The sequence below is a fragment of the Dethiosulfovibrio peptidovorans genome (genome assembly GCA_002748665.1).
Lineage (GTDB): Bacteria > Synergistota > Synergistia > Synergistales > Dethiosulfovibrionaceae > Dethiosulfovibrio > Dethiosulfovibrio peptidovorans_A.
Genome location: PDTB01000004.1, coordinates 1 through 18,523, shown reverse-complemented (window position 1 = coordinate 18,523; position 18,523 = coordinate 1). Strand labels below are relative to the sequence as shown.

Annotated in this window: 19 protein-coding genes, 2 tRNA genes and 1 other RNA gene; 8 read left to right on the top strand and 14 right to left on the bottom strand. The window is 51.7% G+C overall.

The genetic code is table 11. The features are described 5' to 3' along the window. Nucleotides 1-24 precede the first annotated feature (24 nt). From CSA35_00215 to hrcA, 3 genes are read right to left on the bottom strand one after another with little or no spacing between them, the layout of a single operon-like run. Complete coding sequence (locus tag CSA35_00215; GenBank protein PIE55577.1) at nt 25-1,845, bottom strand: molecular chaperone DnaK; 1,821 nt, start codon at nt 1,843-1,845, stop codon at nt 25-27. Between the two features lie 56 nt (nt 1,846-1,901). Next, complete coding sequence (gene grpE / locus CSA35_00210; protein PIE55576.1) at nt 1,902-2,468, bottom strand: nucleotide exchange factor GrpE; 567 nt, start codon at nt 2,466-2,468, stop codon at nt 1,902-1,904. After that, nucleotides 2,465-3,493 (bottom strand): heat-inducible transcription repressor HrcA, encoded by a 1,029-nt coding sequence (gene hrcA / locus CSA35_00205; protein PIE55575.1) that lies wholly within the window; start codon nt 3,491-3,493, stop codon nt 2,465-2,467. Before hrcA ends, grpE begins: the two co-directional genes overlap by 4 nt. Before the next feature lie 168 nt (nt 3,494-3,661). Here hrcA and CSA35_00200 point away from each other — a divergent pair, with 168 nt between their 5' ends. After that, the gene (locus CSA35_00200) at nt 3,662-4,297 is read left to right on the top strand and encodes a phosphoglycerate mutase (GenBank protein ID PIE55574.1); all 636 of its coding nucleotides are present in this window, start codon (nt 3,662-3,664) and stop codon (nt 4,295-4,297) included. Between the two features lie 2 nt (nt 4,298-4,299). Here the strand turns inward: CSA35_00200 and CSA35_00195 are convergent, their stop codons facing one another. Then, the gene (locus CSA35_00195; GenBank protein ID PIE55573.1) at nt 4,300-4,497 is read right to left on the bottom strand and encodes a hypothetical protein; all 198 of its coding nucleotides are present in this window, start codon (nt 4,495-4,497) and stop codon (nt 4,300-4,302) included. A gap of 399 nt (nt 4,498-4,896) precedes the next feature. On the opposite strand from CSA35_00195, the gene CSA35_00190 reads away from it, so the two are divergent. The 3 genes from CSA35_00190 (at nt 4,897) to CSA35_00180 (ending at nt 7,435) form a co-directional block, all read left to right on the top strand. Further along, nucleotides 4,897-5,649 carry an oxidoreductase gene (locus tag CSA35_00190; GenBank protein PIE55572.1) on the top strand — a complete coding sequence of 251 codons (753 nt, stop codon included), beginning with the start codon at nt 4,897-4,899 and terminating at the stop codon, nt 5,647-5,649. Between the two features lie 111 nt (nt 5,650-5,760). Then, complete coding sequence (locus CSA35_00185; protein PIE55571.1) at nt 5,761-5,976, top strand: hypothetical protein; 216 nt, start codon at nt 5,761-5,763, stop codon at nt 5,974-5,976. 58 nt (nt 5,977-6,034) lie between these two features. Further along, complete coding sequence (locus tag CSA35_00180; GenBank protein ID PIE55594.1) at nt 6,035-7,435, top strand: sodium:proton antiporter; 1,401 nt, start codon at nt 6,035-6,037, stop codon at nt 7,433-7,435. Nucleotides 7,436-7,765: 330 nt separating this feature from the next. On the opposite strand, the gene CSA35_00175 is transcribed toward CSA35_00180, so the two are convergent. Both CSA35_00175 and CSA35_00170 read right to left on the bottom strand, forming a co-directional pair. After that, nucleotides 7,766-9,400: a carbon starvation protein A gene (locus tag CSA35_00175; protein ID PIE55570.1), complete on the bottom strand. Its 1,635-nt coding sequence runs from the start codon at nt 9,398-9,400 to the stop codon at nt 7,766-7,768. Between the two features lie 65 nt (nt 9,401-9,465). Further along, a complete protein-coding gene (locus tag CSA35_00170; GenBank protein PIE55569.1) occupies nt 9,466-9,918 on the bottom strand; it encodes a hypothetical protein in 453 nt (150 codons plus the stop codon). Between the two features lie 252 nt (nt 9,919-10,170). Between CSA35_00170 and CSA35_00165 the strand changes: the two genes are divergently transcribed. Beyond that, nucleotides 10,171-10,245, top strand: a tRNA-Val gene (locus tag CSA35_00165). Between the two features lie 575 nt (nt 10,246-10,820). On the opposite strand, the gene CSA35_00160 is transcribed toward CSA35_00165, so the two are convergent. The 7 genes from CSA35_00160 to CSA35_00130 all read right to left on the bottom strand — a co-directional run bounded on the left by CSA35_00160 (nt 10,821) and on the right by CSA35_00130 (nt 15,286). Next, complete coding sequence (locus CSA35_00160; protein PIE55568.1) at nt 10,821-12,044, bottom strand: Zn-dependent hydrolase; 1,224 nt, start codon at nt 12,042-12,044, stop codon at nt 10,821-10,823. Between the two features lie 379 nt (nt 12,045-12,423). Next, a complete protein-coding gene (locus tag CSA35_00155; protein ID PIE55567.1) occupies nt 12,424-13,002 on the bottom strand; it encodes a hypothetical protein in 579 nt (192 codons plus the stop codon). Nucleotides 13,003-13,194: 192 nt separating this feature from the next. Continuing rightward, the gene (locus CSA35_00150; protein ID PIE55566.1) at nt 13,195-13,374 is read right to left on the bottom strand and encodes a hypothetical protein; all 180 of its coding nucleotides are present in this window, start codon (nt 13,372-13,374) and stop codon (nt 13,195-13,197) included. A 171-nt stretch (nt 13,375-13,545) separates the two neighbouring features. Beyond that, nucleotides 13,546-13,862: a transfer-messenger RNA gene (gene ssrA, locus CSA35_00145) on the bottom strand. A gap of 10 nt (nt 13,863-13,872) precedes the next feature. Beyond that, complete coding sequence (locus CSA35_00140; protein PIE55565.1) at nt 13,873-14,334, bottom strand: SsrA-binding protein; 462 nt, start codon at nt 14,332-14,334, stop codon at nt 13,873-13,875. A gap of 120 nt (nt 14,335-14,454) precedes the next feature. Continuing rightward, nucleotides 14,455-14,532 (bottom strand) — tRNA-Pro (locus tag CSA35_00135). A 40-nt stretch (nt 14,533-14,572) separates the two neighbouring features. Next, entirely contained in the window at nt 14,573-15,286 is a 714-nt protein-coding gene (locus tag CSA35_00130; GenBank protein ID PIE55564.1) for a hypothetical protein, read from the bottom strand. Here CSA35_00130 and CSA35_00125 point away from each other — a divergent pair. Genes CSA35_00125 through CSA35_00115 form a run of 3 tightly spaced genes read left to right on the top strand, consistent with a single transcriptional unit; the run spans nt 15,275 to nt 17,887 of the window. Beyond that, nucleotides 15,275-15,826 (top strand): hydrolase, encoded by a 552-nt coding sequence (locus CSA35_00125; protein ID PIE55563.1) that lies wholly within the window; start codon nt 15,275-15,277, stop codon nt 15,824-15,826. The two genes, CSA35_00130 and CSA35_00125, sit on opposite strands and share 12 nt — an antisense overlap. A gap of 20 nt (nt 15,827-15,846) precedes the next feature. Continuing rightward, nucleotides 15,847-16,611: an MBL fold metallo-hydrolase gene (locus CSA35_00120; GenBank protein PIE55562.1), complete on the top strand. Its 765-nt coding sequence runs from the start codon at nt 15,847-15,849 to the stop codon at nt 16,609-16,611. 28 nt (nt 16,612-16,639) lie between these two features. After that, nucleotides 16,640-17,887 (top strand): NAD-dependent malic enzyme, encoded by a 1,248-nt coding sequence (locus CSA35_00115; protein PIE55561.1) that lies wholly within the window; start codon nt 16,640-16,642, stop codon nt 17,885-17,887. Nucleotides 17,888-17,957: 70 nt separating this feature from the next. Here the strand turns inward: CSA35_00115 and CSA35_00110 are convergent, their stop codons facing one another. Beyond that, nucleotides 17,958-18,521, bottom strand: coding sequence for a cobalt-zinc-cadmium resistance protein (locus CSA35_00110; GenBank protein ID PIE55560.1), 564 nt, complete (start codon nt 18,519-18,521; stop codon nt 17,958-17,960). Between the last annotated feature and the right edge of the window lie 2 nt (nt 18,522-18,523).

Genomic DNA, 18,523 nt, shown 5'->3' with positions numbered 1-18,523 from the left:
CGGGAACTCCCCTTTATTTAGAAGCTACTCGGAGAACTCAGCGTCGACCGTGTCATCCTGAGGCGATCCCTGGCCATCATCGCCGGACTGAGCACCGTCACCACCCTGGGTACCGGCCTGTTGATACAGCCTCGTTGAGAAAGCCTGAACCTCCTGATCCAACGTCATACACGCCGATTCAATAGCATCGGCCTCGTCACCCTCCAGAGCCTTTTTCACAGCATCGATCTTGGTCTGAAGGCTTCCCTTCTCCTCGGGAGATATCTTATCCCCCAGATCGGTCATGAGTTTCTCCGTACGATAGACCAGAGCGTCGGCTTCGTTTTTGGCCTCGATGAACGCTTTTTTCTTGGCATCGGAGCTTTCGTTCGCCTCGGCTTCCTGTTTCATTCGTTCGATATCGTCCTTACTTAAGTTGGACGACTGAATAGTGATATGCTGCTCCTTGCCGGTCCCCTTATCGGTGGCCTTGACGTTGAGAATTCCGTTCACGTCGATGTTGAAGGAAACTTCAACCTGAGGAATACCCCGAGGTGCCGAGGGGATGCCATCCAAGACGAAGGTCCCCAGAACCACGTTATCGGACGCCATTGAGCGCTCGCCCTGAAGTACCTTGATCTCAACCTGGGTCTGACCATCTGCCGCAGTAGTGAATATCTGGCTCTTGGTCACGGGGATGGCCGTGTTGCGCTCGATAATTCGAGTGCAGACACCTCCCAAAGTCTCAATACCCAGGGACAGGGGCGCCACGTCCACAAGGACGATGTTCTTGTCCGAATCACCGACCATAATGGAGCCCTGGATGGCGGCGCCTGCTGCCACACATTCGTCGGGATTGATGCCTTTGGTGGGATCTTTATCCAACAATTCCTTGATCTTGCGCTGGACCATAGGCATCCGGGTCGAGCCACCTACCAGGAGGACCTTGTCCACGGCCGAAGCTGACAGACCGCTGTCCTCAAGAGCACGCTGGACGGGGCCCACGATTCGGGCCAACAGCTCGGAGGTGATTTCCTCAAACTTGGCCCGGGAGAGACTCAGCTCCATGTGTTTAGGCCCCGTCTCGTTAGCGGTGATGAAGGGCAGAGAGATGGAGGTCTCCGGCATGGACGACAGCTCAATCTTGGCCTTTTCCGCAGCTTCTCGAAGTCTCTGGAGCGCCATTCGATCAGCGGAGAGATCGATTCCCTCGGCTTTCTTGAACTCTGCCACCATCCAGTCCACCACGGCCATATCCCAGTCGTCGCCACCCAGGCGATTATCTCCGTGAGTAGCCAGGACCTCGAAGACCCCGTCTCCAACGTCCAGGATGGACACGTCGAAAGTACCTCCCCCCAGATCGAAGACCAACAATTTTGCCTCGCCCTGTCTGTTCATGCCGTAGGCCAGGCTTGCAGCCGTGGGCTCGTTAATAATCCGAAGAACCTCAAGGCCGGCGATGGCGCCAGCGTCCTTGGTGGCCTGTCGCTGAGCGTCGGTAAAGTAGGCAGGCACGGTAATAACCGCTTGCTTCACGTCCTCACCCAGATACTCCTCGGCATCTCTCTTGAGCTTTTGCAGGATCATGGCGGAGATCTCCTGGGGCGTGTATTTTTTGCCACCGGCAGTCACCGTATGATCCGTACCCATATGCCTCTTGATGGACATGATGGTGTTGTCGGCGTTGACGATGGCCTGTCGCTTGGCCAACTGCCCGACAAGACGTTCACCATCCTTGGTAAACGCGACGACGGAAGGCGTTGTTCGAGCTCCCTCAGTGTTAGGGATGATAGTGACGCTATCTCCCTCTTTCACCGCGATACAGCTATTTGTCGTTCCCAAATCTATTCCAACTACCTTTGCCATTATGCCTCACCTCTACCTAAAAATTATGTTGAATCCCTTATTCAATATAAGGAGTCTTACTCCGTACAACGCCCGACTCGAACCTTGGCCGGACGAACGACCTTGTCTGCCAGGATATACCCTGTCTGGAATTCCTCCACGACTATCCCATCCCGCTCCCGCTCGCAGACCTCCACAAGACCTATAGCCTCGTGATATTCAGGCGAAAAAGCCTCGCCTACCGCCTGTATGGGCTGAACTCCCAAAGCGGCCAACGCCTCCACAAACTGCTTCCGAACCATGCGGATACCCTGAACCACCGTCGTCACATCGGCATCTTCCTTGACCTGCAAGACCCGATCCAGGTTGTCCAAGACAGGAAACATCTCAAGAGCGCTTCTCTCTGCAGCTAACTCCCTGATTCGACGGACCTCCCGTTCGGTACGGGTACGAAAATTGATCAGATCGGCCTGAGCTCTCGCTGCCAATTCCCGAAACGTATCCCGCTCCTCCTCAAGAAACTGTATCCTCGAATCAAGATCGTTTTCGTCGTCGTTATCAACCTCAGCTACGGACTCCTGCTCTTCCGTTACACCATCATATCTTTCCTCAGGTATCTCTTTGGTATCGTCCATGAGGGTCATTCCTCCTCGCAGTCATTTTCATCGCCATACAGACCACCCAAAACAGCCTCCAACACCGATATGGAGCGCTCGTAATCCATCCGAACCGGGCCGATAAGCCCAACGACCGACCTCCGATATCCCTGACTGGCTGACGCCACAACCACAGAACAATCCTTCATGGATGGATGGGGGTTCTCCGTTCCAATGGTGACGGTCACACCGTCATCCTCCGCTCGCTCCCGAATCATCCCAGCCAAGGTGGGCTCGTCCTCCACGAGGGCCAAAAGAGTCTGTATACGACCGATGTCGGCGAAATCGGGCACATTGAAAATCTGGCTTACCCTTCCAGTACTCAGGTGACACGTCTCCTGGGCCAGCATAGCATCCAAACGATCAATGGCTGCCCGACAAAGCCCCCAGTATTCCTCAAGTTGCACGGAGATATAGCCATAGAGAGCCTCTTTCACCTGAGACCACGATTTACCCGAAGCTCCGTTATTCACGGTCGCCGCTAGATCGTCCAGGACTCCCTGAGGCAATTCACCGTCCAGAACTATGCGACGATGGCGGATAGCCCCGTTTTCCAACACCACCAAAACCAGGATCGAACCGTCCTCAAGACGAACTAAATCGACCTTCTGAAGACGCTGAACATCGGTCGTGGTAACAGCGGCTACTCCCAGATAACTGGTCACTTTTCCCAAGAGACGAGAGATCTGGGAGAGAGTCGACTCAACATCGGCCCTCTGACTACGTACGGTCCGAACCCATAATTCCAAGCCTGGAGGTGCCGCCCTTTGACGATGCATGATGGAGTTGACATATACTCTATAGGCCAACGGTGTGGGAATTCGACCCGCCGACGTATGGGGCTGAAAGAAATACCCCATCTCATCCAAATCGGCCATCTCGTTTCTGACCGTAGCGGCGCTGCATCCCTTGATGTATTTTTTGGAAACGGTCCTCGAACCGACGGGTTCTCCGGTAGATATATAGTCATACACAACGGACAGCACAATTTCCAGCTGACGCTCGGTAAGCATACCATACCCCCGATAGATACTAGCACTCTTCTACGGTGAGTGCTAATCGCAAAAACAACAGATAGTAGAGTACCAATCTTGCGGATAATTGTCAAGACTGGTCAGACATAAAAATATTTTGTCGGAGCTTTCCTGAGGAGTAGACTGAGAAAAAAGGAGGAGTTTCCCATGAATCGACCGACAACGGTAGTCCTGATTCGCCATGGAGAGTGTGCAGGGAATGTACAGGGGCTGTTCAGAGGAGCCAGGGACTTTCCCCTGAATGCCTGTGGTAAAAGACAGGCAAAGGAAGTTGCCGAAGCTGCTACACATCTGAGCATTGAACACCTCTATACCAGCCCTCTTCTTCGGGCTCGAGAGACCGCGCAGGTCATCGGAGACAAAATTGGTCTTTCGCCCGTGGAAGCCCATGAGATTACCAACGTATCTCTGGGCTCCTGGGAAGGACGAAAAAAAGAAGAGATCGCCCAAGAAAGCCCCGAGCTCTGGGAGATTTGGCTCAACACACCAGAGAAACTGCAGGCACCCGGTATAGAACCCCTTACAGCTGTAATGCAAAGATCCCGAAAAAAACTGGACTCTCTCGTCAAAAAACATCACGGGGAAACCATTGCCCTGGTGAGCCACAGAACGGTTTTGAAGCCTTTGCTCTCGTCTTGTATCGGCATACAGGAGCCATGGTTCTGGCGACTCCATTTCGATACGGCCTCCATCTCCATCATGATATGCAAGAAAGGATATTATTCCCTGGTCGCTTTGAACCGAGTTGAGCACCTCAAGAACCACGAAACAGAGTGGAACTGACGTCAGGACATATCCTGGAGCTTCTGGGGGCTCCATCGTAAAATGGCTTCGGCAAATATCGCCTTTAGGCCATATCTTGGAGGATTTCCTGTTGCCCCCTGGAACAGGAAGAGCCACACTTTCCCAAAGTCCACGATATCGAGATGTTTGCCAAGAGCGCTGTGGGCGTATGCCTCTTCTCTCTGGCGGTAAGAAATCATCTTACAAGTTCCTCAGTATAAAAGGTAACCTCTTTTGAGAGGAACCTGTATCCGGGGCGATAACGTACGCCATCTTTTACAGAAATGCTTGGGCTAATTTTTTGCAGCCCCTCTTGCACGGATTATATTTCAGGTGCTCCAAGAAAAAATCATCCACGCTTTGGGTACGCTTTCAGACACGGTGGCACAAGAGAGATACGGAACTCGATACTAAAGACGCTTCGATTCAACAGACTGCGCCACTTTACTTTCTTTTCCTATCCCCGTACACTAGAACCATGTATATTTATGCATACCTTGTATGCATTGAATGCGATTCCTTTTTCTGAGAAGTTTTTTCGAAGCATATTGTCCCTTGAGTGCCTCCGCTCAGGGCAGAATAAAAGGAGGGCTTTTTCAATGATCCGATATCCAGATTTACAGAATAAAGGTGTCGTGGTTACCGGCGGTGCCAGTGGTATTGGCCTAGCCACGGCAGAACGCTTTGCCCGGGAGGGGGCTCAGGTGGTGATTTTTGACATTGATCCTACGGGTTTAGAGGAGGCCGCTTGTAACCCTGCAGGTTTTGTGGGGGCTCTTAAAGTGGACGTAAGTCGACCGGAAGAGGTGGAACAAGGCTTTCGGGAGGCAATACAACTAACGGGACAACTGGATATACTTGTCGCGAATGCGGGAATCAGCGTTCGGTCCCCTTTTGCGGATATTTCCTGGGAGCAATGGCGACGAGTTATGGGCATAAACCTGGACGGTGTTTTTCTCTGTGCTCAGGAAGCAGCGAAACATATGCTTCCCCAGAGAGAGGGAGTCATCCTCATAACCGCCTCAACCAACGGTACTGAGGGGCACCCTTTCTACACGGATTATAACGCTTCCAAAGCGGGAGTGATTCTGCTCTGCAAAACTATGGCTTTGGAGCTTGCCCCGAGTATCCGGGTGAACGCTGTCTGTCCGGGATATGTGCTCACCCCCATGCAGAAAGCAGAATACACTCCAGAAATGCTGGAGGCCACAAATCAAAAAATCCCCATGAAACGCCATGCTGAACCGGAAGAGATCGCGGGGCTTTTTGCCTTTCTTGCCTCTTCGGAGGGACGGTACATCACGGGGGCTGCAATTCCCATCGATGGAGGAGAGACAGCTGGATTGCCCTGAACGAGCGAGAGGTAACATATTTGATGAAACAGAACTAGGTCTAGTATATTTAGCCTTGATTTTACAAAGGCTTTTAGGCTTTTAGGCTTTTCAGCAACCTCATGGTGGTAAATGGGAGCTGTATCGGGCTCTGCTCAGGGAGTGGTTGCTTTTCTGCATGAACTGAAAAGCACGATGCGTCTGGCGGACCGGAACAGGTACAAGAGAGAGGCAAACCTGAAGGAACAATCCGAGGAAAAGGTGGTGATGAGACGAAAGGGAGAAAATCGAGAACTAAAAAAATTTTTGGAAAGTGGCGCAACTCTACATAATAAATTTATAAATTAAAGGAGGGGTCTTTGTGGCACTATTGAAGTTGGCACCTATTGTAGTTCTGGCAGGACTTATGTTGAGTGGCATGGACATTCTGTTGTCTGCGCCTCTCGCTACAATTATCGCAGCAGCCTTGGCCATGATCCTCGACAAACTCTCTTTTAAAGAAATTTTTGATGCTGCCATAGATAATGTGAAACATTTCATCATCGTTTTTTTCATACTCATGGCCGCATATGCTCTTGCGGAGGCTTTTATGGCCACCGGGGTGGGGGCCTCTATCATTATCATGTCTCTTAAGCTCGGCATTTCTGGAAAGACAGTAGCGATTGTCGGACTTTTTGCTACCTCAGTACTCTCCATCGCTACGGGTACCTCCTGGGGAACATTTGCAGCCTGTGCCCCGGTCTTTCTCTGGCTCAGTCACATTGTAGGGGGAAGCCCCGTTCTTACGGTTGCTGCCGTGGCAGGAGGGTCCTGTTTTGGGGACAACATTGGTCTTATTTCAGACACTACGGTGGTGAGCTCGGGAATGCAGGGAGTGGAAATCATTCAGCGAGTGCGTCATCAAGGAGTATGGTCCTTCCTCTGTCTTTTTATTTCGGCAGGCATTTTCTATTTTGCAGGAAGCAGCATGGAATTGGGCAGTGAAGTGGGGAGTGCTGCTGCAGCTATCGATGCCATTCCTCCGGAGGTTTGGACTAGCCTGGAGGAGAAAAGGGCATCTGCGGTAACCCTTTTGGAACAGGTACGATCAGGGGTCCCTCTCTATATGATTGTGCCTCTTCTCATAGTTTTGGTCATGGCAGTCTCGGGAATTTCGACCCTTCTCTGTCTAGGGGCAGGAATTGTGGCGGCTCTGATCTTTGGTCTGATAGCCGGCACTGTAATCTCGGTAATAGAATTCCTCGACCTGGTCTATACAGGCTTTTCCGATGCCGGAAGCTGGTCTATCGTAATGATGATGTGGGTAGGAGCCTTTGGAGGGGTAATGCGTCTCATGAAAGCTTTTGAACCCGTCGCCCGAGGAGTTCTCAAAATGGTGCACAATGTGCGGCAACTCATCTTCAGCAACGGTATCATGTGCCTCATAGGTAACGCCGCTTTAGGGGATGAAATGGCTCAGATTGTCACCATCGGTCCCATTATTCGAGAGATGACCGAGGAGAACGTAGAGGGCAGCGAAGAGGATTTGTACACCCTTCGGCTTCGCAATGCCACACTCTCAGATGCCTTCGGGGTGCTTGGGTCTCAGCTCATTCCCTGGCATTGCTACGTTGTATTTTTCGTCGGCATCGCCTACGCAGTTTATCCTCTTTATCACTTCGTCCCCATGGATATTATCCGGCTCAACTTCCTCGCTTTCGTGGCAGTGGGGTCCATGCTGGTACTCACTGTAACCGGCTGGGACCGCTTTATTCCCCTCTTCCGTATCCCCTCTGAACCTGACGTAAGATTGAAGAAGAGAGAGTAAGTTTCTGTCTTTTTTCCTCCCGGTGGGGAAGGGCGTTTTTTCGAAAAGGCTCTTTCCCGCCGTTTTTCTTCTGTAATTTTTTACGGCATGCTTTGCTTAGCAGAGTTAGGGACTCTGTTCCTCGCTCTAGACGATGTTTGAGATATCCAGTTGCCCCAATCAATTCTTTGGAAAGTTCGTTCAATCGGGGCAGAAGCTGTGGAAGCACCTAAGTTGAACCAATCAGACGGAGAGACAGCATAACTGATCTCCTCATTTCAAACGATCAAAAAAGCCGGCTCGCGTTTCGAGCCGGCTTTTGTCTTTAAATGTTTAGTCTCTTGCAGAGAGCTACTCCACCTTGACTCTCAAGGCCTTAAGGGCCTCAAGGACCAGGAACACGGCGAGAACAAACAGGAGCAAAGCTACACCAGCAAGGAGATAGTTCGGCTGCGCCATGCCAATCCAGCCCTTGATCAGAATGAACAAGGCAAAGAGCGTGGTAGCCAACATGAACCAGAAGGGAACCATAAGGAAGTTTCCACTCTTTTTCAATCCCCTGATAACCCAGACACCAATAGCCAACAAGGCCAAAGCAGCCACAAGCTGATTAGAGGCACCAAAGATAGGCCAAATGGCCTTCCAGGCCGGAATGGGATTGCCCGCAACGTCCGTGGTCTTGACCATGACCAAGGCCAGAGCCGCAACTACAGCCACTACTGTGGCCACGTATTTGTTGATCTTCATCCCCGAAAGCTCCTGAATCTGGTACCGGGCGAGACGGGTCGCAGTATCCAAAGAGGTCAACAAAAAGCTGTTGATGGCGATGGCCCCGAGACGAGTCCCTAACACCGGGTCAATCCCCACCAAGGAGGCGAACTGACCAAACCCCTTAGAGAAGGTGACAACCGGACCGCCTTTTACGATTGAGCCAGCAACCATAAGAGTTCCAATGGCAATACAAGCCACAAGCCCTTCCATGAGCATGGAGCCGTATCCAACCACGACAGCATCGCTCTCCCTGCGAAGCTGCTTGGAGGTTGTCCCGCTTCCAACCAGAGAATGGAATCCCGAAATCGCCCCACAAGCCACGATGACGAACATCATGGGCCACATCGGTTTCCCTGCCGTTCCGAAATATGAAACACCCTGCTTTATCATAGGGATAGCTCCGCTGTCAAACTTGTTGCCGAATAACATACCGACAATTCCGACGATGACGGCAAAATACAGGAAATACGATGCCAGATAGTCCCGAGGCTGAAGGAGAAGCCAGACGGGGAGCACCGAAGCTGCCACAATATACAGAGCCAGGATGTAATTCCAAGTGTTATTGGACAGCTTAAAAAGAGTCATGATAGTCTGACTATCAGCGCTTTTGACACAGGCAAAGCCCACGATAGCCAGCATAATAACCGTTACCAGCCATAAAGGAGCGTGAAACTTATAAATCAACATCCCCGAGATCACGGCCATCGCGATATATAGACACCCGACAAAAGCCACCACCGGATCCGCAGCAAATGTCTTGGCTGAGAGGACCAGGAAAACCGCCACGACCAGAATCAAGGCCAAGATGGTGAAGCACAGAAACAGGATCTTTCCCTTATGGCCAATCCAACGCTCAACGACCTCCCCGACGGAACGACCATCGTGACGCATCGAAGCGACCAAGGCTCCCATATCATGAGGGCCACCGAGGAATGTGGAACCGATGATGCACCACAGCAACGTGGGCAACCATCCAAACATAGACGCCGCAACAATGGGACCGGTTATTGGCCCTGCCCCAGCGATAGAGGCAAAATGATGCCCCAAAAGGACCGCCGGATGGGCCGGACAGTAATCAATACCATCAAACATGCATTGAGCCGGCGTCTGCCTTGAGTCGTCCAGTTGATAGATATCGGCCATAAACTTGCCATATACCTTAAAACCGACCACGAAGACAACGGCAGACACGATGAACATCAAAGTAAACGTCAATCTTCACACCCCCAGACAAAGATCCCCTTCTTATTCTTACGTAGAATAAAAAAGTGCTCCCGCAACTACACTACGCACGGATGATTCCCCTGTTCAACACCTCCCCTATCCATTGACTGAACCAGCTCCCATGCCTTGTCGATTAAGGGAGTAAGATCGCGTATCTTGGCATATCCCTGCCCCATGGGAGCATAGCGATACGTCTCCAGATACCCTCGCAAACCCAAAGCAAAAGCCTTAACCTTTTTATCAAACTTATCCTCTGGAGACACAAAGATCAGCCGTTGAATCATCACATCTGGTATAGAACCCCATTCCCGACGAACCCGTGCCAGAGAGTCTGCACCATAGGTCCACAGGATGTAATCGTCAGCGTAATACCGAGCCACCTCTCCCATGAGCCCTGCCTTGATGAACGTAGCCCGGCGATACACTCCAGCTAAATCGCCGTCAGCCCAGGGGAGAAAACGCCAACATTCCCAGACATCGGTCGCACCTGCTAAAGCAGATAGATCCACCGAGCTCATCCTCCTCACCAATCGTTCAGTTTCGTAAAAAAGTTTATGTTAGTACCTCGTCATCACTAATAGTATACGCCAGAAGACTTACCCTGTGAAGGCAAAATCGACCTTCAACCTTGAATACTAGCCATATTTGAGCATTCTTCAAAGATACACTACCTGTGAAAAGACAGATGTTTATGCAAAGAAGGAGAACAACACTCTTGCATTCTAAGCCTTTGGGATATATAATTCTTCTCGTTATCTCAAGGGCGGCTAGCTCAGCGGGAGAGCACTTCCTTCACACGGAAGGGGTCACTGGTTCGATCCCAGTGTCGCCCACCAATACCGACCAAGTAATAGCAAGGGCACCAGCATATTGCTGATGCCCTTGCTATTTTTTTGGGGTATCACCGGCCACCCATTTTTTCGGGGGTGATAGGTTGTGCCCATCTAAAAAATTTTGGTTTTGCCGTGTACCGGTCGACGTCATTGAGGATACAAACCTATCACCATCGGCCCGGCTCGTGCTCGTGTACGTGGCTCTCTGCCAACATGTAAACGCTATGGGTATGACGGACCCCATTGTCAAGACCATACGGGGACACCGAACACCGCAGGAGACCTACTTCGAGAAAGAAAATCTACAGCAGCCTGACCCAGACTAACCTAAGCTGAAAAATGGACAACACGATAAGCTCACCGATCACTCTCAGGATACGATGAGAAAATCCAACATCAAAAGTGTTCGAGAACACATCGCCTTGACAAGAGAGAGGCGAGCACAACATCAGGCCCGTTTCTCAAAAAAGAGCGTGATACATTTCGCCAAAGGTTAGGGATAAATCTCAACGACTTATTCTCGAACGAACGACTCGAGCCCCTCGGTCAAATCTACAGGAAAAAACGCAGCACTCAGGTCAGAGTTCACCCTCCCCACGAGCCACACGAAGGGCACATTCTAACAACACATTCACTCCATCAGCAATCTGGTCGAAATCGCTCTCCTCTTGGGGACAATGACTCTTGCCTCCAATGGACGGAACGAAGATCATCGCCGAGGGAACCCGTCTCGCCAATATCTGCGCATCGTGCCCAGCCCCACTCCAAAGATGAGTAAAGGTCAACCCATGATCTACCATCACCGATTGAATCAAGTCTTTCAGCCTTCGATCAAAGGTCACCGGCTGAACGTCGACGTTTTGCGAGAGCTCCAGTTGAAGATCAAAGCGCTGGGCCAAACGATGCATGATCTCCTGCACCTTTATTTTCAGCTGATGAAAACAAGAGACGTCAGGATGACGCACATCCAGTGTGAATAGAGCCTCGCCAGGAATGACGTTGACTATGTCGGGCTGAACGGCGACTCGTCCCACTGTGGCACAACCGCCCCATTCCCGAACCAGGTCGGTCACGGCCACATGAAGATGGGAGACAGCCAACAAAGCATCGTTTCTCATTGTCATAAGGGTCGTTCCAGCGTGGTTGGCCTGACCACGGTAACATCCCTTCCACCAAGCGATACCCTGTACTCCATCCACAACCCCCATGGAGACACCTTCACGGTCCAGGAACGGTCCCTGTTCCACGTGAAGCTCCAGATAGGTGGACGGGATCACCGAATCAATCCCCCTGTAACCGATCCGATCCAGCTCCTCACCGACAGTCCGTCCGCAATCATCGGATATTCTGTACGCATCGTTAGGATCCATAACACCAGTCAGAACAAGGCTTCCCATCATATCGGGAGCAAATCGAGCTCCTTCCTCGTTGGTGAAGACAGCTACTGCCAGCGAGCGCCTGTGAGAGATCTCTTTTTCCCTTATGGTACGAAGAACCTCCAGTCCCCCTAATACACCGACAGCTCCATCAAACATACCGCCGTTTCTGACGGTGTCTATGTGGGATCCCATGGTTACTGGATCTCCCGGTTCGAACCCTGGCAACACGCCGAAGATGTTTCCGATAGCGTCGATTTTGACATCCAGCTCCAGGTCTCTCAGCCACCTGACAAACAGATCCCGCCCCGCCTTGTCACCATCATCCAAGGCAAGCCTGGTACGCCCACCGCTTCCGTCCAGTCCGACAGCTCCTAAATCTTGCAATGTCGCGATCAACCGCTCACGGTTCACCGAAATCTTCACCGTATTCTCCCTTCCCTTGGCAATTCATCACGACCCCACAACGATTTTTAGAGAACCTAGCACTCAGTAATCTAGGGCAAGAGAATGTCCGATTCCCATACCTCTTCTCCACGAAAGAATAAAAGCGTCGTTCCTCCAATACTTTTCGATCCGAGCAAAAACACAGAGGCCGCAGGGTAAAAAAGGCACAACTTTTCTTATTTATTCTCTCTTGCCTCGACATATATCATTCTGCCCATAGCGCATTTCCTCCCCTCACAGCCTTGAATCCCATCACGAATATCTTCGGATTTGTTGCATGAGGAGAGATCGGGGTGTTCATCCCCCCTGGTCAAAGTGTAGAAGCTAAGACCAAGCAAGGGATAAGAGATTCACGCTCTCAAAAATATTCAAATCGAACAGGATAGGTCTGAAGTCGTGTGAATTGCCGAAGGGGAGCCCGGATGTGCCCCCAATTAAGAAGCAGATTAGACCCCGCCTGCCATGCAAAAATCCACCATCCTACGGTAAGAACCTGATGCAGGAGTTCCCTTTCCAGCATACTTGAAGGGTAAAACTTTCCCATTAGCGAACTCGCTCCGATAAGTATGGCAGCAATGCATGCATAGAGCAGAGTGTCCTTGGTATTTTTTTGTACCCTCTTCCTTGCCAGAGCCGAACGGTAGTGACACCACCGGTAGAAGTCTTTTGCGCATCGTTCCTCCATCCGGGGGACTCGACACACTCCGGTAAACTCAAAAACAAGGACGTAAGGATATTCCAAAGGGATCTCCTCAAAAAGATGCAGGAGAACGCGAACAAGAGCGGAAGAAAGGTTTTTCTCTCCATAAGGAGCTCCATCAAGAGGTTCGAAAAGATCTTCGTAGCTCTTGAAACGTAGCCGCACCTCCAAAGCCCCAGTTTGAGGATCTCGGGTAAATTTTTCTTCCAGATATTCTCGGATATGGTCTTGCGTCATATATCTTCCTCCCGATCGTCTTTCCATATAAAACGATGCTAACGTCTCTGGCCCCCTGAAAAGTAAATTCCAGTCTTCCGATAAAAAGGACTTCCTTGTTTCAGAGGAAGGGACTCTTTTTTGGGGCCTTTGGATATATTGGAATTTATTGATATTTTACCATTCTATCTTGGATGGAAATGGGTTGTTATCTCAAGAAAAACCGTTTTTAGAGGTGCCCTTAGAGTAGTTAAAGGCTCGCAACTCCAGCTTCCCACTTCCGCGACAGCTCTCCTGTCGTATCTCAATCTCCCAGCGAGGAATGAAACTTCTTCCTCCTTGCAGAAAATCAGGCATATTCGTAAATCTCGAGATAGGTCGGCGCATAACCACAATGCCGCCTCCCTCAGAAATGAGTACAATACCTGTATAGCTACAAATCTACTTATTTATATGTTGACTTATCCATGACATTCTATAAATATACTTATAGAATACTAAAAAAAACAAGGCCCCGCCATAGCGAGGCCTATACAGTAATCCTTCCTAATTATAAAATTAAAATGGTGGAGGTGCGGGGAGTCGAACCCCGGTCCTGACATACCGTGTATGAATGGGCGGCTACAGGCTTAGACGATCTCTTTTTCTACGGGAGATATCTGGTGTGATCGACAGAACACCATGATACCTCATCCGACTGGACCCATACGTTGCCCGCGTTGATAACCTGCCTCGGATCTGCGAGCGCTCCCCTCCCGACAGGTGACTGCTTATTTAAGCAGCCAGAGCGTAGTTGTTGTCAGTTCATTTGGTAATGGCTTACGGCCATCACTCGACCTGCTCCCAGACTTGCGACATACCAGTCGAAACCGGTCACCCCCACGTCGACGCTCAATCTTTTTGGCGATTTCGGAGTTCTCTCTCCATGGTTCTCTTGGCATCCTTCTCCGCCAGAGCGTTCCTCTTGTCATGAAGAGCCTTGCCCTTGGCGAGACCAAGCTCGACCTTGGCCCACCGACCATCCTTGATGTAAAGCGACAGGGGGATCAAGGTAAAACCCCGTTCTTTCACCTTGGAGGCAATCCGGCGGAGCTCTCCCTTACGCATGAGGAGCTTGCGTTTTCGGGTAGGTTCGTGCTGACGCCAACTGGCGTGTTCATAAGGAGATATATGGATGTTGAAAAGCCAGAGCTCTCTGTTATCGAGCTTGGCATATCCATCCTTCAGGTTCACTCGTCCGGCTCGGATCGATTTTATCTCGGTACCGGTAAGGACGATACCACACTCGTAGGTATCTACGATAAAATAGTCGTGGCGGGCTTTGCGATTATGTGAGACCCTCTCCACGGCCATAACGGTCACCTCTCTTGTATCAACAAGTATAACAATATAGTCAGTAATAGTCAAGGAGAAGTTGATGTCTCCTGAGAAAAAACGACCTTGACCGAGGCCAAGATCGTTTTTCGTCCAGTCTGGTCGGGGTGAGAGGATTCGAACCTCCGACCTCCTCGTCCCGAACGAGGCGCGCTAACCAGACTGCGCTACACCCCGAACGAAGGGCATTATACAGTCACCATTCCACTTCGTCAAATCATTTTTCGCCGTCCTTGTCCTCGACTCGATCCCGGCCCAAGACTCCCGTAGTAGTGCTGTTCCATCCTAAGCTGTCACCGGGTGCATCATCCTGCCGAAGGGGGATCTCGGTCCAACCGCAAGGGGTGATGAGGAGAAAGCGAAAGGATACGTTCCGCCCCTCTAAGGCTCTTATGTGACGCTGGTATCGAAGGACTTCTCCAGGAACCCAGGAATCGCTGAGCAGCCATATCCGTTGGCAGTTTCTGTTGAATATCGCTACATGATCGATGGCCATTCGCATTGCCTCATCCTGATCACTGGGCTCCAGAGAGACAACTACAGCCTCCGAAGGGCTAGTATCACCGTCCTCGCCCAGAAAAGCGGCATGTTTCCGAATCCAGTCCAGCTGTGCGTACAATCGATCATAATCGGTGGTCAGGCCCTCATCTCCGGGGGCAGAGAGTTTTTCGTTCATCCAGATCTGAAGCTGTTCCACCGCTTGTAGTACGTATTCGGGGTACTCCGGGGTGGTCATTGCCTTCAAGACCTGCTCCACGGTCCATTCCTGAAGATCGTCGTTTTTATCGGTCATCGGTTTTGGATCCTCCATGGGTGAGATAACGACGGTAAGGATAGCATAAAAGAGCGTTTTGCGATACCGGCAAGAGGAAGCATATGGCATAATAACAGGAGAAGAGAACATCAGGAGGTGGCTCCGTTGAAACCACATACGCTTCAGACGAAAACGACACTGTTTCTCCTCGTGGATATTCAGGAAAAACTCCTGCCCGCCATCCACAGCCATCAGGACGTCCTTCGAAATGTAAAAAAACTCCTCATAGCAGCCCAGGTCATGAGCATCCCCGTGCGGTACACCGAACAGTACCCCCAAGGCCTGGGAACAACGATCCAAGACCTTCGGGAATATCTGGAGGATCCTCCCTTCGAGAAGCAAAGCTTCGGGTGTTTCAACGAGCAGGGGTTCAACGAGTATATTTTCTGCCCCCAAAAGACCCAGGTGGTGCTCTTCGGCATCGAAAGCCACATCTGCATCCACACCACAGCCCTTCAGTTTCTGAAACGAGAGTACCAGGTGGCAGTGGTCGCAGACGCCTGCGGTAGCAGAAACCCGGAACACCATCGCCTGGCTTTGAGCAACATGACTGCCTGTGGCGTTCATGTTCTCCCTCTGGAGTCGGTGATCTATCAGCTTCTTCAACGAGCAGGGACCCCAGAGTTCTCCAAGTTGCTCCCACTGTTTAAGAATTGACGCAACTTCCTCAGAACCCCATGGTTTTTCTGGGAACCGCTGGAACCCGATTCAACGTGATCAACCAGACTAGAAGCTCCGGCGGCATGGTGATCTCCCTGGGAGGATTTCGGATGGCGGTGGATCCAGGCCCCGGAGCATTGGTTCGAATGTGTGTCCTTCGTCCTCTCGTGGACCCGAACCACATAAGCGGCATGCTCCTGACTCACCGGCATATCGATCACAGCGGTGACTGCAATAGCCTGGCAGAAGCCATGACCGAAGGCGGCCGACGTCCCGGTATTCTCACGGCCCTGCCATCGGACGCCATCGACGACGAACCGGTGCTGTACAGGAACCTCCGAGACAGATTTCTCCAGCTCGTCCGTTGGAGCGACCTGAACCCCGTCCAGTCCCCGGGAGGAACAGTGAGGCCGATCTCCCTCCGTCATCATGGGGTCGAGTGTTACGGACTTCGTTTCGACGGATCGGGCATCCCCAAGCTGGGCTTGATCAGCGACACTGCCTATCTCCCAAAACTGGAGAGATTCTTCCACGACCGAGAGGTGATCGTCGCTAACGTAACCCTGCTGGAGAATCGTCCTCCCATCCAGCATCTGTCCGTCCCGGACATGGCTCGTTTTCTCCGCCAAGTCTACCCTAAGCTGCTGGTCATGACCCATCTGGGGACGAGCATCCTGAAAAACGACCCCGAAGCTTTGGCCACACAGCTCTGCACCGAGGACACCACAGTGATCGCCGCCACCGATGGAATGATCCTGGACCTGAACCATCTGCCGACGTAACTGACTGAGACCTAAGGAGTGAGACATTATGCCTGTAGACCGAACCGAAGCACTGGAGCTCCATCGGCGAGCCCAGGGAAAGATCAAGCTCTCTCCCACTATTTCTATCAGAAACAAACAGGACCTGGCCATGGCCTACATACAGGGCGGAGCCATAGCGGCCAAGGAGATACAGGCCAATCGAGAGGCTGTCTACGAGCTAACCGGAAAACGAGACAGGCTGGCCATCATCTCCAATGGGACCTCACTCCTGGGTCAGGAACACTACGGCCCCGAGGCAGCCCTGCCAATGATAGAGGGGAAATGCCTGCTCTACAAGCGATTTGGTGACGTCAACGCTCTCCCTCTGTGTGTCAACACCACCGAGATTGACCAACTCACGGATTTCTGCAGACTCTTGGCTCCCACCGTGGGAGCAATCAATCTGGAGGACATAAAGAGTCCGACGGATTTTTTATTGGTCCGGAAACTCCGAAAAGAGCTCGACATCCCCATCTTCGCCGACGACATGCACTGTTCGTCGGCGGTCATCCTAGGCTCCCTGTTTAACGCCCTCAAGGTCGTCGGGAAGGAGCTAGACTCTGTTAAAATAGTCATCGTCGGTGCTGGGACCTCTGCCATCGCTACGGCGGAACTCATGCTCCACGCCGGTGCTCAAAATATCGTCATGCTGAACAGGCAGGGAATCATCCACCCTGAGATGGAGAGCCTCAACGGCGTACAGCGGTTTATTCTGGACCGCCTCAACCCGGAAGGGCTTCGAGGCGGACTTGAAACGGCGATCAGAGGAGCCGATATCCTGATCGGACTCACAGGCCAGCCCAAGGCTTTTGGAAAAGAGCATGTGGCCCTGATGGCACCCCAGAGCGTGGTTTTTCCCCTCACCCGCCCCGTCCCCGAAATGACACAGAATGAGGCAAAAGAGGCGGGAGCTGCGGTCGTGGGATGCGGTATCATGGATGGAATCAACTGTATGCCCAACCTGGCTATTTTTCCCGGGTTCACCCGGGGTATCCTGGACGTTCGGGCAACGGGGCTCACATTCGGTGTGCAGCTCAAGGTCGCCAGGGAATACGCTGACAACGTGGATACCAGTCGATTAGGACCAGACCACATCACACCGTTTATTTTTTCCGACCAACTTGTCCCCCGAATCGCCGAAGCCGTAGCCCAGGCCTGCGTGGAAGAGGGACTCGCTCGGATCGTGCCCCAACCTCAAGAGGTCTACGAAAAGACTTGGAACCGCCTCTTCGGGGGCCACATCGCAAAATTTTAGACGACATAAAAAACGACGAAGGCCTGGAAAAATCGGTTTTCCAGGCCTTCGTCATATATTTAAAGCTCCGTCACCACCACAGACGAGAGGCAAGAACTACCGTTCCCAGGAGGGTAACCAGAAGACTGTGCCTTTCACTTCTCCAGAGTATCGAGAGATCAAAACTTCCCAATTCGACGCAAACTGGCCATTGTTTGGGACAAAAAGCACCAACCGTTCGACGGTATCGACGGTACGCATCTCCAAATTTTTTCAGAAGAAAACGCTCTTCCCATGGCACGATGAGAAGACCGTACAGAACCCAAAACGTCAAGGCGAACAGTATCAGAGGCACGATACCGGCCATGATCCCCCACCCCAGCCCAATGAGACCGTTACCCACGTACAATGGGTTCCGACACAGGGAATAAGGCCCCCAAGTCGCCAGCCGTTTGGCTGAAACCCGTTCCCCCCTATACCGCCCAATACATCCAGCTGCCCAGCATCGAAGGGCCTGCCCAAGCATCACGGGAATCAACCCGATAGCCACAGAAGGAGCAGAGGGGGAGGCGAGCCAGAGGATGGCCAAGAAAAGAGCCGTCCAGATACCGCCTCTCAGTCGAAAGGCGGCAGCTCGAAGGTTCGATTTAGTCATCA

Bases quoted from the DNA above. Each gene is read 5' to 3' on its own strand.
- CSA35_00215 (PIE55577.1), bottom strand. From the start codon at position 1,845: ATGGCAAAGGTAGTTGGAATAGATTTGGGAACGACAAATAGCTGTATC.
- grpE (PIE55576.1), bottom strand. From the start codon at position 2,468: ATGACCCTCATGGACGATACCAAAGAGATACCTGAGGAAAGATATGAT.
- hrcA (PIE55575.1), bottom strand. From the start codon at position 3,493: ATGCTTACCGAGCGTCAGCTGGAAATTGTGCTGTCCGTTGTGTATGAC.
- CSA35_00200 (PIE55574.1), top strand. From the start codon at position 3,662: ATGAATCGACCGACAACGGTAGTCCTGATTCGCCATGGAGAGTGTGCA.
- CSA35_00195 (PIE55573.1), bottom strand. From the start codon at position 4,497: ATGATTTCTTACCGCCAGAGAGAAGAGGCATACGCCCACAGCGCTCTT.
- CSA35_00190 (PIE55572.1), top strand. From the start codon at position 4,897: ATGATCCGATATCCAGATTTACAGAATAAAGGTGTCGTGGTTACCGGC.
- CSA35_00185 (PIE55571.1), top strand. From the start codon at position 5,761: ATGGGAGCTGTATCGGGCTCTGCTCAGGGAGTGGTTGCTTTTCTGCAT.
- CSA35_00180 (PIE55594.1), top strand. From the start codon at position 6,035: ATGTTGAGTGGCATGGACATTCTGTTGTCTGCGCCTCTCGCTACAATT.
- CSA35_00155 (PIE55567.1), bottom strand. From the start codon at position 13,002: ATGACGCAAGACCATATCCGAGAATATCTGGAAGAAAAATTTACCCGA.
- CSA35_00140 (PIE55565.1), bottom strand. From the start codon at position 14,334: ATGGCCGTGGAGAGGGTCTCACATAATCGCAAAGCCCGCCACGACTAT.
- CSA35_00130 (PIE55564.1), bottom strand. From the start codon at position 15,286: ATGTGGTTTCAACGGAGCCACCTCCTGATGTTCTCTTCTCCTGTTATT.
- CSA35_00120 (PIE55562.1), top strand. From the start codon at position 15,847: ATGGTTTTTCTGGGAACCGCTGGAACCCGATTCAACGTGATCAACCAG.
- CSA35_00115 (PIE55561.1), top strand. From the start codon at position 16,640: ATGCCTGTAGACCGAACCGAAGCACTGGAGCTCCATCGGCGAGCCCAG.
- CSA35_00110 (PIE55560.1), bottom strand. From the start codon at position 18,521: ATGACTAAATCGAACCTTCGAGCTGCCGCCTTTCGACTGAGAGGCGGT.